At 65.2% G+C, this 12,498-nt stretch carries 11 protein-coding genes; 9 read left to right on the plus strand and 2 right to left on the minus strand.

Annotation, left to right across the window (positions count from 1 at the left end; genetic code table 11):
- Nucleotides 1-127: 127 nt before the first annotated feature.
- Both HGR_RS11865 and HGR_RS11870 read left to right on the plus strand, forming a co-directional pair.
- Nucleotides 128-2,668, plus strand: coding sequence for an ABC transporter permease (locus HGR_RS11865; RefSeq protein ID WP_006298496.1), 2,541 nt, complete (start codon nt 128-130; stop codon nt 2,666-2,668).
- Nucleotides 2,669-2,765: 97 nt separating this feature from the next.
- Nucleotides 2,766-3,200: a group II truncated hemoglobin gene (locus HGR_RS11870; RefSeq protein WP_050797453.1), complete on the plus strand. Its 435-nt coding sequence runs from the start codon at nt 2,766-2,768 to the stop codon at nt 3,198-3,200.
- 285 nt (nt 3,201-3,485) lie between these two features.
- On the opposite strand, the gene HGR_RS11875 is transcribed toward HGR_RS11870, so the two are convergent.
- Complete coding sequence (locus HGR_RS11875; RefSeq protein WP_006298498.1) at nt 3,486-4,127, minus strand: YqiA/YcfP family alpha/beta fold hydrolase; 642 nt, start codon at nt 4,125-4,127, stop codon at nt 3,486-3,488.
- A 96-nt stretch (nt 4,128-4,223) separates the two neighbouring features.
- Between HGR_RS11875 and rodA the strand changes: the two genes are divergently transcribed.
- From rodA to HGR_RS11890, 3 genes are all read left to right on the plus strand, one after another.
- Nucleotides 4,224-5,381 (plus strand): rod shape-determining protein RodA, encoded by a 1,158-nt coding sequence (gene rodA, locus HGR_RS11880; protein WP_006298499.1) that lies wholly within the window; start codon nt 4,224-4,226, stop codon nt 5,379-5,381.
- A gap of 58 nt (nt 5,382-5,439) precedes the next feature.
- On the plus strand, nt 5,440-6,912 hold the full coding sequence (gene tldD, locus HGR_RS11885) for a metalloprotease TldD (protein WP_006298500.1): 1,473 nt from the start codon (nt 5,440-5,442) through the stop codon (nt 6,910-6,912).
- A gap of 398 nt (nt 6,913-7,310) precedes the next feature.
- Nucleotides 7,311-8,423: a 3-deoxy-7-phosphoheptulonate synthase gene (locus HGR_RS11890; protein WP_006298501.1), complete on the plus strand. Its 1,113-nt coding sequence runs from the start codon at nt 7,311-7,313 to the stop codon at nt 8,421-8,423.
- A 47-nt stretch (nt 8,424-8,470) separates the two neighbouring features.
- On the opposite strand, the gene mpl is transcribed toward HGR_RS11890, so the two are convergent.
- On the minus strand, nt 8,471-9,913 hold the full coding sequence (gene mpl / locus HGR_RS11895) for a UDP-N-acetylmuramate:L-alanyl-gamma-D-glutamyl-meso-diaminopimelate ligase (RefSeq protein ID WP_006298502.1): 1,443 nt from the start codon (nt 9,911-9,913) through the stop codon (nt 8,471-8,473).
- An 87-nt stretch (nt 9,914-10,000) separates the two neighbouring features.
- Here mpl and HGR_RS11900 point away from each other — a divergent pair, with 87 nt between their 5' ends.
- The 4 genes from HGR_RS11900 (at nt 10,001) to HGR_RS11915 (ending at nt 12,491) form a co-directional block, all read left to right on the plus strand.
- On the plus strand, nt 10,001-10,303 hold the full coding sequence (locus HGR_RS11900; protein ID WP_039853389.1) for a flagellar basal body protein: 303 nt from the start codon (nt 10,001-10,003) through the stop codon (nt 10,301-10,303).
- Nucleotides 10,304-10,484: 181 nt separating this feature from the next.
- Nucleotides 10,485-11,117, plus strand: coding sequence for a PAQR family membrane homeostasis protein TrhA (gene trhA / locus HGR_RS11905; RefSeq protein WP_039853391.1), 633 nt, complete (start codon nt 10,485-10,487; stop codon nt 11,115-11,117).
- Nucleotides 11,118-11,345: 228 nt separating this feature from the next.
- Nucleotides 11,346-11,960 carry a hypothetical protein gene (locus HGR_RS11910; protein WP_081463530.1) on the plus strand — a complete coding sequence of 205 codons (615 nt, stop codon included), beginning with the start codon at nt 11,346-11,348 and terminating at the stop codon, nt 11,958-11,960.
- Nucleotides 11,961-11,969: 9 nt separating this feature from the next.
- Nucleotides 11,970-12,491 (plus strand): TlpA family protein disulfide reductase, encoded by a 522-nt coding sequence (locus HGR_RS11915; protein ID WP_138922502.1) that lies wholly within the window; start codon nt 11,970-11,972, stop codon nt 12,489-12,491.
- Nucleotides 12,492-12,498 lie beyond the last annotated feature (7 nt).

Genomic DNA, 12,498 nt, shown 5'->3' on the forward strand with positions numbered 1-12,498 from the left:
CCTGAGCGGGACGATGCGTGCCCGAGTCGCCCCGGTCTGCGGCCCCCCGCGGATCGACTGACTGGCCCGGGTGTGAATTCACCCCTGCCCGCCGTGGGCTCAGGCAAATCGGCTAAGGTAACCGCCCATGACTATTTCCTTCCTGCGTTTGGGTTTCACCAACCTGCGGCGTGACTGGCGCGCCGGGCAGCTGCGCCTGCTGTTGTTGGCGGTCACGCTGGCGGTGGCCACGCTGACGGCTGTCAGCTTCTTCGCCGACCGCTTGAACCGCGGCATGCAGCGCGACGCCTTGCAATTGCTGGGGGGCGATGCCGTGGTGGTCAGCGACCAGCCCACGCCGGCGGCCTTGCAGGCGCTGGCGGCGCGGCATGGCCTTCGGGCCTCGGCCTCGCTGGGCTTTCCCACCATGGCCAGAACCGATGACGCCGACGGCGGGAGCACCCGCTTGGTCGCGCTCAAAGCCGTCGAGGCAGGTTACCCGTTGCGAGGTCGGCTCACCGCCAGCACGAGCGAGGGCGTGGCGCCCGTGGCGACCGGCGACATCCCCGCACCCGGTGAGGTCTGGGTCGACCCCGGATTGCTCGACGCCTTGGGCACCCGCGTGGGCTCGGAGCTGCTGTTGGGCGAAGCCCGCCTGCGCATCACCCGCGTCATCGGCGTGGAGCCGGACCGTGGCGGCGGTTTCGTCAATTTCGCGCCGCGCGTGCTGATGAACCGGGCCGATCTGGCCGCCACCCAACTGGTGCAGCCCGCCAGCCGGGTCAATTACCGCTACGCCGTCGCCGCCGAGGACGGCGCGGCGGGTGAGGCCGAGGTGCGCCGCTTCGTCGCCCAGGCCAAGGCCTGGATCGAGGCGGAGCACGCGCGCGGCACCCGCATCGAGGCGCTGGATGGCGGGCGTCCGGAGTTGTCGAACACCCTGGAGCGCGCCGAGAAATTCCTTCAGCTCGTGGCCCTGCTGGCCGCCTTGTTGTCCGCGGTGGCCGTGGGCTTGGCGGCGCGGGCTTTCGCCAACGCGCATTTGGACAGCTGCGCCATGCTGCGCGTGCTCGGCCTGTCCCAGGCCACCATCGCGCGTGCCCACACGCTGGAGTTCTTGCTGATCGGGCTGGGGGGCGGCTTGCTGGGCGCGGCCCTGGGTTGGGCCGCGCACCATGTCTTCGTGCTGTTGTTGGCCGGTCTGGTGGATGCCGCGCTGCCCGCGCCGGGCCTGTGGCCGGTGGGCTTCGGCCTGGGCGTGGGCCTGACCCTCATGATCGCCTTTGGCCTGCCGCCCGTGCTGCAGCTGGCCCGCGTGCCCGCGCTGCGCGTGATCCGGCGCGAGGTGGGTGAGCCGCGTCCCTTGTCGCTGGGGGTACTCGGCCTGGGATTGGCGGGCTTCGCCGCGCTGCTGCTGGCGGCGAGCCGTGACTGGACCCTGGGCCTGATCACCGTGGGTGGTTTCGCCCTGGCCGTGGGCGTGTTCGCCTGCGCCGCCTGGGGTGCGGTGGCGGTCTTGCGCCGCGTGGTGCGGGAGGACCGCGCGCCGCGCTGGCTCATCCTGGCCACGCGCCAGCTCTCGGCCCGCCCGGTCTACGCTGTGCTGCAGGTCAGCAGCCTGGCGATCGGCCTATTGGCCCTGCTGCTGCTGGCCCTTTTGCGCACTGACCTGATCGACAGCTGGCGCAGGGCCACGCCGGTGAACGCGCCCAACCGCTTCGTCATCAACATCCAGCCCGACCAGGCCCAGAGCTTCCAAGACGCGCTGGCGCGCGCGGGCGTGGCCGCGGACCATGACTGGTACCCCATGATCCGCGGTCGCCTGGTGGCCGTGAATGACCGGCCGGTGCAGGCCAGCGATTACCAGGACGACCGTGCCCAGCGCCTGGTGGAACGGGAGTTCAACCTGTCCTACAGCGCGCAGGCCCCGTCGCACAACCCCATCGTCGGGGGGCAATGGACGAACGAGGACCCGAACGCAATCAGCATGGAAGACGGCATTGCCGACACCCTGGGGCTCAAGCTGGGTGACCGCCTGCGTTTCGACATCGCGGGGCTGCAGCGGGAGAGCACGATCACCTCGCTGCGCAAGGTCGATTGGGGCTCCATGCGCGCCAATTTCTTCGCGCTTTACCCGGTGAGCAACATGCCCGACTTGCCGGTGACCTATCTGGCGGCTTTTCGCGCGCCCGCGGACAACAGCCGTTTCGACAGCCAACTCGTTCGCGAGTTTCCCAACGTCACCGTGGTGGACCTGAGCATGACCTTGGCCCAGGTGCAGCAAGTGCTAGCCCAGGTCAGCCGCGCCGTGGAGTTCTTGTTCGGCTTCACGCTCGCGGCGGGGCTGGTGGTGCTCTACGCCGCCGTGGCGTCGACCCGCGAAGAACGCGCGCGTGAATATGCCGTGATGCGTGCCGTGGGCGCCGGGGGCGCGCTGCTGCGGCAGATGCAGCGCGCCGAACTGCTGGGCCTGGGCCTGCTGGCGGGCGTGCTGGCCGCCGTGGTGTCTGGCGCGGTGGGCTGGGCGCTGGCGCGTTTCGTGTTCAATTTCGAATGGGGTGGCAGCCTGTGGCTGTTGCCGGTCGGTGGCCTGAGCGGGGCCGCTCTGGCCCTGGGGGCTGGCTGGTGGGGCTTGCGTGCCGTGCTGCGCGCGCCGGTGGTGGACACCTTGCGCAAGGCGGCGGCATGACGGCGGCGCTGGGAAGCCGCACAGGCGTGCACGCGACATTAGGTGCAGCAACGACAGCAACGACAGCCGATGGGGCGGAGGAACTTCAGTGAGCGGGATCGTCAAACTCAACCAGATCGAGGAGCCGCCGCCGAAGAATGATGCGGGTGAGTTCCTCACGCCGTTCGAGTGGCTGGGCGGCGAGCACCGCGTGCAGGCCTTGGTGACCCGCTTCTACGATCTGATGGACTTGGAGCCAGGCTACGCCGCCTTGCGCGCCGCGCACGGCAGCAGCTTGGACAACGCGCGGCAGCGGCTGTTCTGGTTTCTTTGCGGCTGGCTGGGCGGTCCGCAGCACTACGTGGAGCGCTTCGGTCATCCACGCCTGCGCGCGCGGCATCTGCCCTTCAAGATCGGCCTGGCCGAACGGGACCAGTGGGTGGCCTGCATGGCCCAGGCCATGCAAGAGGTTGCCGTGCCCGAGGCGCTGCAGGTCCGGTTGAAGAAGTCTTTCTTCGAGACCGCGGATTGGATGCGCAACACGCCGGGGTGAGGGTTACGCCGATTCCGTTGTACCGCAGGCACCGCCCGGGCACGGGGCCTGGCAACCCTCCTCATAGGATTTGCTGCGCAAATCGACATCGTCGGGATTTCCAGGCCCCGCGCCCGAGCGGTGCCTGCTCAGCGGCTCGGATGCCCGCAAGAACATTGCTGCCCCTGTCAGCGAGAGCTGGGGTAAAGCCGCACCGCCGATTTTGATTTGCGCAGCAAATCTCATGAGGCGGACGGCTTTACCCCAGCTCTCGCCGCGCGGTCTATTGTGTGCAAGTACGTCCTTTCACCGTGTTGTCAGGTGCAAGAAATCCAGCACCTCATCCAGATAGTCCGGGAAGTCGCTGATCGCGTGGTCGCTGCCTTCCAGCAGCCGGCCATGCAGTAGCCGGCCGTAAGGGTTGGCGTAATGCGCCAGCATTTCCCGCCAATCCAACACCTCGTCGCCTTTGGCGATCAGGGCGTAATAGCGTTCGGGCCGCGTGATGGCCGGCACGGCCAGCGCCCGCAGTTGTTCCACGTACTCCGGCTTGAACACGAATTTTTCTTGGGGGGCGTGCCAGCTGGTGTGTTCGCCCACCTGCGTGGCCAGGTCACGCGCCGCGTGCACGGCGGGGTTCAGCACGACGGCGCGGCAGGCGGTCTGCTCGGCGATCCACGTCGCGTAGTAACCGCCCAGGGAGGAGCCGATGACGGCCATGCCGCCGTCTGCGGCGGGGCCATGTGCCGACCGGCGGGGCCAATCGGCGATGTCGCGCATCACCTCGTCCATGGCCTGTTGGGGGGAGGGTGGCAATTGCGGGCAATGGAAGACGATGTGCGGCCAATACCGCGCCATCCGTTCGCCCACCAGCCGAGCCTTGGTCGACTGCGGTGTCGAGCGAAAGCCGTGCAGGTACAGCACATGGGTGGTCGGCGGGGTTGGCATGGAAGTTCTCCTGACTAAGGTGATCGGGGCCATGACGGCTGGGGTTGGGCACGAGGCTGCGCGGGGAGCACCTGTTGGAAGGATAATCCGGCCACTATGCCCCTGGTCGTCGTCGAAAAACCCTCGCTCTGGCAGCGCATCCTGTTTCTCTTCAAAGGCTTTGACGGCCCCTTGGCCATCACGGTCCTGGTGCTCGCGTTCATCGGCTTGCTGACGATGTACTCCTCGGGTTACGACCATGGCACCCGCTTCGTTGACCATGGCCGCAACATGCTCTTGGCCGCCGGCATCATGTTCATCGTGGCGCAAGTGCCTCCGCACCGGCTCATGACCATGGCCGTGCCCCTGTATGCCGTGGGCGTGCTGCTGCTGATCGCGGTGGAGCTGTTCGGCATCACCCGCAAGGGAGCGACGCGCTGGATCAATGTGGGCGTCGTCATCCAGCCCAGCGAAATCCTCAAGATCGCCTTGCCGCTGATGCTGGCCTGGTGGTTCCAGAAACGCGAAGGCCAGCTGCGCCCGTCGGACTTCGCGGTGGCGGGCGCCTTGCTCCTGCTGCCGGTTGGGCTGATCATGAAGCAGCCTGATCTGGGCACCTCGCTGTTGGTGTTTGCCACCGGGTTCTCGGTGATTTACTTCGCGGGCCTGAATTGGCGTTTCATCGTGCCGCCGCTGGCCGTGGGGCTGTTCGTCGTCCTGGTGCTGGTGGTTTTTCAGACACCGCTGTGCGCCGAGGGGGTGAACTGGCCGATCTTGCATGACTACCAGCAGCAACGGGTTTGCACCTTGCTCGACCCCTGGCGCGACCCGCTGGGCCGGGGCTTCCACATCATCCAGGGCATGATCGCCATCGGTTCTGGCGGCTTTTTTGGTCAGGGGTACATGCAGGGCACCCAAACCCATCTGGAGTTCATTCCAGAGCGCACCACCGATTTCATCTTCGCCGCTTTCGCGGAAGAGTTTGGTCTCTTGGGCAGCTTGGTCCTGCTGGTTGCCTTCCTGTTCCTGGTGCTGCGCTGCTTGGCCATCGCGCTGGAAGCGCCGACCCTTTTCTCACGGCTGTTGGCGGGTGCCATCACCATGATCTTCTTCACCTACGCCTTCGTGAATCTGGGCATGGTCAGCGGCATCCTGCCCGTGGTGGGCGTGCCCCTGCCTTTCATCAGCTACGGCGGAACCGCGATGGTGACCCTGGGGCTTGCGCTGGGCATGATGATGTCGATCGCCAAGACCAAAAGGCTGGTGCAAAGCTGAGCCTGAGGGCATTTCCGCACCACCTGTACAGATGCCATTCGGCCCCTAAAATGGCCCAATGATTTCACGCGAACCCACCCTGGAGCGACTGGCTGTCGCCCGCGAGCTGCTGCTCACCCCCTTCGGCTTGGACGAATCGCACCTTTTGCGTGCCTTGTCCGAAATCCGCGCTCACCGGGTGGATGACGCCGATCTCTATTTCCAGTACACCCGCAGCGAGGGCTGGAGCCTGGAAGAAGGCATCGTCAAAACCGGCAGCTTTTCCATCGACCAGGGCGTGGGCGTGCGCGCCGTCAGCGGCGAGAAGACTGCCTTCGCATATTCCGACGACATCTCCGAGGCGTCTTTGCTGGACGCCGCGCGCACGGTGCGCAGCATCGCGGCGGCGGGCAAGTCGGCCCGGGTCAAGGCGGCCGAGCGCAAGATCGCCGGCTCCCGTTCGCTGTACCCCGGTGCCGATCCGATCGCGACGTTGGACAGCACCGCCAAGGTGGCCTTGCTCGAGAAAGTCGAAAAACTTGCGCGTGCCAAGGACCCGCGCGTGGTGCAGGTGATGGCCGGTCTGGCCGGTGAATACGACGTGGTGCTGGTGGCCCGCGCCGACGGCACCTTGGCGGCGGATGTGCGCCCGCTGGTCCGACTGTCGGTGACGGTGATCGCCGAGCAAAACGTGAACGGCGCGGTGCGCCGAGAAATGGGCTCCTCCGGAGGTGGCGGGCGCTTCGGCCTGGCTTATTTCGATGAAGAGACCATCACCCGTTATGTGGACGAGGCCGTCAGCGCGGCCCTCACCAACCTGGAGTCGCGTCCCGCCCCGGCCGGTGAGATGACCGTGGTGCTGGGTTCCGGTTGGCCTGGCATTCTGTTGCACGAAGCCATCGGCCATGGTTTGGAAGGCGACTTCAACCGCAAGGGGTCGAGCGCCTTCAGCGGTCGCATCGGCCAGCGCGTGGCGGCCAAGGGCGTGACGGTGTTGGATGACGGCACCATCGCCGACCGGCGCGGTTCGCTCAATGTGGACGACGAGGGCAATCCCAGCCAGCGCAATGTGCTGATCGAGGATGGCATCCTCAAGGGCTACATCCAGGACAGCATGAACGCACGCCTGATGAAGACCGCGCCCACGGGCAACGGCCGACGTGAGAGCTACGCCCACATTCCCATGCCGCGCATGACGAACACCTACATGCTCGGTGGCGACAAGACCCCCGAGGAGATCGTCGCCAGCATCGACCGCGGCTTGTACGCGACCAACTTCGGCGGCGGGCAGGTGGACATCACCAATGGCAAGTTCGTGTTCTCGGCCAGCGAAGCCTATTGGGTTGAGAAGGGCAAGATCCTGTATCCCGTCAAGGGCGCGACCCTGGTGGGCAATGGCCCCGATGCCCTGACGCGCGTGTCCATGATTGGCAATGACATGCGCCTCGACAGCGGCGTGGGTACCTGCGGCAAGGAAGGCCAGAGCGTGCCCGTGGGCGTGGGCCAGCCCACCTTGCGCATCGATGGCCTGACGGTCGGCGGCACGGCGTGATGGTTGCTCGCCCCCGACTCTCGCTCACTTCGTGTAGCTCGCATGGTGCCAGCGCCAGAGGCCGCAGGCTCTTTGGGCAGTCCAAGTCTGCGCAGGCAGGCTTGGAGCCGCTGCCCTCAGCCCCTCAGGGGGCACACCCTGCAGCCCGGTAAAGCCGGTTCTGCCGGTGCCCGCGTTTTTCTCTTGGCTGTGTCTTTTTGTGCTAGAGTGCCCGCCATGCAAGCCGTTCGCGCCTACTTTTATTTTTACTTTTGGTTCTCTGTCCCCGGCGGACGAGAGGCGCTGACGCGAGCATAAGCAAACACAGACCCCTCACCAAGAACCGCCGGAGCTGAAAAGCCCCGGCGGTTTTTTTGTGCCTTGTTTTTTTAACTTAATTCAAACACTTGGAGCCCTTGATGAACGCCACCACCGAGACCTGGTATGCGCAGCCTGCCGACAAGACCAGCCGCATCGACAACGAACGCATCAAGGACATCACCGTGTTGCCCCCGCCCGAACATCTGATTCGCTTCTTTCCCATCGCGGGAACGCCCGTGGAGGCCCTGATTGCCAAGACCCGTCAGAGCATCCACCGCATCATGGCGGGCAAGGACGATCGACTGCTGGTGGTCATTGGCCCCTGTTCCATCCACGATCCCGCAGCGGCGGTCGAGTACGCCAAACGCTTGAAGGAGCAGCGTGAGCGGTTCAAGGACACGTTGGAGATCGTGATGCGGGTTTACTTCGAGAAGCCGCGCACTACCGTGGGCTGGAAGGGGTTGATCAACGATCCCTACCTGGACGAAAGTTTCCGCATTGACGAGGGCTTGCGCATCGCGCGCCAGTTGCTGATCGAGATCAACCGCCTGGGCTTGCCCGCGGGCAGTGAGTTCTTGGACGTGATTTCGCCTCAATACATTGGTGACCTGATCTCCTGGGGCGCCATCGGTGCGCGCACCACCGAAAGCCAGGTGCACCGCGAATTGGCCTCGGGCCTGTCCGCGCCCATCGGCTTCAAGAACGGCACGGATGGCAACATCCGCATCGCCACCGACGCCATCCAGGCCGCTTCGCGCGGCCACCATTTCCTGTCCGTGCACAAGAACGGCCAGGTGGCCATCGTGCAGACCCAGGGCAACAAGGATTGCCACGTGATCCTGCGCGGCGGCAAGACGCCCAACTACGACGCCGACAGCGTGGCCAAGGCCTGCGCCGACCTGGAAGCAGCCAAGCTGCCCGCCTCGTTGATGGTGGATTGCAGCCACGCCAACAGCAGCAAGCAGCATGAAAAGCAAATGGACGTGACGCGAGACATCGCGGGGCAGATCCAGGCCGGATCGCGCCGAATTTTCGGCGTGATGCTGGAAAGTCACCTGACAGCGGGCGCCCAGAAGTTCACGCCCGGCAAGGACCAAGCCTGCGATCTGGAATACGGCAAGAGCATCACCGACGCGTGCCTAGGCTGGGACGACTCGTTGCAGGCTCTGCGGGTCTTGTCGGAAGCGGTGGCGGCGCGGCGGACTGCCTGACTCTCACTCGCCTGCCGGCCGGTGCCGTTTCATCACGCCATGGCCGATCACACTACCGTGGCCAGTGCCCCCAAGGCCTTCAGCAGCTTCTGGTGCACGCCGCCGAAACCACCGTTGCTCATGCAGAGGATGTGGTCGCCAGGGCGCGCCGCCGCGATGACTTGGCTCACCAGTTCGTCGATGCTGTCGGCCACCTGTGCCCGCGTGCCCATGGGCGCCAAGGCCTCGCGCGCATCCCAGCCCAGGCCACCCGTGTGGCAGAAGGCGAGGTTCGCGTCCTCCAGGCTCCAGGGCAATTGCGCCTTCATGGTGCCGAGCTTCATGGTGTTGCTGCGGGGTTCGAAGACGGCGAGGATGCGGGCTTGGCCTACTTGCCTGCGCAGGCCATCCAGCGTGGTGCGGATGGCCGTCGGATGGTGAGCGAAATCGTCGTAGACGGTGATGCCGCCGCCATCGCGCGACACCACGCCACGGATCTCCATGCGCCGCTTGACGTTCTGGAACTCCCGCAGGGCCAGCGCGGCCTGGGCGGGCGTGACGCCCACGTGTTCGGCGGCGGCAATGGCCGCGAGCGCGTTCAACTGGTTGTGCACGCCACCCACCTTCCATTGCACGTGGGCGACAGACACACCGTGGCGCAGTACCTCGAAATCCTGCGGTTCACCCTGGGCCTGGAAGTCGCTGCTGGCCGCGCCAAAGCTGCGCTGTTCGCTCCAGCAACCCTGATGCAGCACGCGGGCCAGGCTTTCCTCCAGGCCATTGAAGACCACTCGGCCGCTAGCGGGCACAGTGCGCACCAAGTGGTGGAACTGACGTTCGATGGCAGCCAAATCATCGAAGATGTCCGCGTGGTCGAATTCCAGGTTGTTCAGGATGGCGGTACGCGGCCGGTAGTGAACGAACTTGCTGCGCTTGTCGAAGAAGGCCGTGTCGTATTCGTCGGCTTCGATGATGAAGAGAGGGCGGTGCTGTTCGGGCACACCCGTCTCGCCAGCCTGGTCTCTGTTCGACATGCCACCCAGCCTTGCGGAGATTCCGAAATTGAGAGGCACACCGCCGACCAAAAATCCCGGCTGAAGGCCCGCGTGTTCCAGAATCCAGGCCAGCATGCTGGTTGTCGTCGTCTTGCCATGCGTGCCCGCGACGGCCAGCACATGGCGGCCCTGCAACACGTTTTCGGCCAGCCACTGCGGGCCGCTGGTGTAAGGCGCGCCGCTGTCGAGGATGGCTTCCATCAGCGGGAACTTCGGTGTGCCGTCCGCGGCGCGGGCGCGGCTGACGACGTTGCCGATCACGTAGACATCGGGCTTCAACGCCATCTGGTCCGCGCCGTAGCCTTCGATGAGTTCGATGCCGAGGGCCCGCAGCTGATCGCTCATCGGGGGGTAAACGCCGCTGTCGCAGCCGGTGACTTTGTGGCCCGCTTCTCGGGCCAGGGCAGCGACACCGCCCATGAAGGTGCCGCAAATGCCGAGGATGTGAATGTGCATGGCGCGATGCTAGCGCAGGCCTGACGCGCTTCCAGGCCACTTTGGCTAAAATCACGGCATCCACCAACGCCTGGCGCGGAGCACATGATGGCAAGTCTTTCTTCCATTGGCATTTCAGGTCTGCAGGCCGCGCAATTGCGGCTGGACAGTTCCGCGCACAACGTGGCCAACCTGAACACTCCCGGCTTCAAGCGCCAGACGGTCACCCAGCAGGACGCGCCCAACCTTGCGGGGACCCGCACCCGCCTGGGCAAGGCCCGTGAAGAGGGCGTGACTCTGGAGGGGGAAGTGGTCGAGCAGATGTCGGCCTCCCACGCCTTCAAGGCCAATCTGCAGACTCTCAAGACCCAGGAAGACATGCTGGGCTCTTTGCTCGACACCAAGGCTTGAGGGTGTGACTCGGCGGGATTGACCCCGCTCGCACTGGGCGACTCTTGCGCTTAGGCCATGGCGCCCAGTGGTCATTGGGGTGGCCTATGATGGTCGCCCCAATTTCATTTGCCGACCCATGACCGCTTTCTCCGCCGCCGCGCCTGCTTTTGCTGAGTCCATCGCGTCCTCTCCCGAGCTCATGCGCCCCCAAACCCGGGGCGAGGAAATCGCCAACAGCGTGAGCCATGGCTTGGGCGCCCTGGCCGCCCTGGTTGCGATGCCGGTGTTGATCGTTCATGCAAGCCTGCATGGCAGTGCGGCCGACATCGTGGGTGCGAGCATCTTCACAGTCACGATGCTGCTGCTCTACAGCATTTCGGCCCTCTACCACGCATTGCCACAGGGGCGCGCCAAGCGGCTGTTCATGCGCCTGGACCATGGCTCGATCTATTTGTTCATCGCCGGCAGCTACACCCCCTTCACCCTGGGCGTGCTGGGTGGGGCGTGGGGTTGGAGCCTGTTCGGCGTGGTGTGGGGCTTGGCAGCCTTCGGAGTGGTGTTGAAGGCGGGCAATCTGCTGTCCAGCCAGTGGCTGTCCACCGGTCTGTACTTGCTGATGGGCTGGCTGGTGCTGGTCGCCGCCGTGCCGATGCTTGAGCGCGTGTCGACGGCCGGTCTGGCCTGGTTGGCGGCGGGTGGTCTGGCCTACACCCTGGGCGTGGTGTTCTTCGTGCTGGACAACCGGGTGCGCTACGCCCATTTCGTCTGGCACCTGTTCGTGCTGGCGGGCACCGCTTGCCACTTTTTCGCGGTGCTTTGGCACGCGCGCTGAGCTTGGGTGGTTCAACTGGCGCAAGCTCCGGACGCGCAGCCTGACTCTGAGACCACCAGTGTCTCGGAAACTTCGGATCGACTCGACGTGCAAAGCTTGCACGCCCGTGAGCTGGGTTGGCTGTGGCGTTCAGTCAAATGGCTCGCGGCGAACTACCAGCATCGGCGGCATGCCCCCATCTTGCCCGCACTAGGACAAGGCCGAACCCCAGGGGTGACAATCTGCGGCATGCATGCTCAAGATGAAATTGCGGCTGCCGCAGCCCGCATGGTGGTGGAAGAAGGCTTGGAGTACGGTCCGGCCAAGCACCGCGCCGCCAAGGCGCTGGGCTTGCCGCAGCGCACGCCTTTGCCCGACAACGATGCGCTGGAAGACGCAGTGCGCGACTACATCGCCGTGTTTTGCGCCGACACCCAGCCGCGCGAATTGCTGGCCTTGCGGCGTCTCGCCCTGAAGTGGATGGAGCGGCTGCAGGATTTTCAGCCTCATCTCAGTGGCGCCGTCTGGCGAGGCACGGCGACGCGATGGTCTGATGTCCATTTGGATCTGTTTTGTGAGGACGGCAAGGCGGCCGAGATCGCTCTGATGGATCAGGGGCTGATTTACGAGACGCGCAGCACCACTGGATTGAGGCACAAACCGGTGGATGTGCTCAGCCTGCACGCACCTTGCCGCGAGTTGGGTGATCTCACCGGCGAATCGGTGGTTGGCGTGCACCTGCGCATCAACGATCTGGATGACTTGCGCGGCGCGCTGTTGCCCGATGCCCGAGGTCGTGCCCCTCGTGGCCCTGCACAGGCGCTGCGTGAGTTGGTGCGCGCTTCGGAATTGCAGAACGGATAGGACGTGGACATGGAACGCAGGCATATTCTTTACGCCGCTACCGCGCTCGCCGCCGCCGGTGCTGGCGCTACCTGGGCGTGGCGGCGCGCACAACCCCAAGCCATGGCCGCCGACGTGATGGCGCGGTTCTGGGGCTTGACGCTGGACACGCCGCAAGGTCAGCGCCTGGCGCTGGACGTTTTGCGCGGTAAGCCCCTGCTGGTGAACTTCTGGGCCACATGGTGCCCCCCCTGTATTGAGGAGCTGCCGATGCTCAATGCCTTTTACCGTCAAAATTCGGCGAAAAGTTGGCAAGTGCTCGGCATCGCCGTCGATCAGCTTGCGCCGGTGCAAGCCTTCCTGCGGCGCCTGCCCCTGGATTTTCCAGTGGTGTTGTCTGGCATGGAGGGTTTGACCCTGAGTCAGGAATTTGGGAATCAGGCCCGAGGATTGCCATTTACCGTGCTGGTCGGCGCAGATGGGGTGATTTTGAATCGTAAAATCGGTAAGTTGTCGGAAGCTGACCTGGCGCAGTGGCGGGAACTCGGGTAGAGTCCCG

This window comes from Hylemonella gracilis ATCC 19624 (genome assembly GCF_000211835.1).
GTDB classification, from domain to species: domain Bacteria; phylum Pseudomonadota; class Gammaproteobacteria; order Burkholderiales; family Burkholderiaceae_C; genus Hylemonella; species Hylemonella gracilis.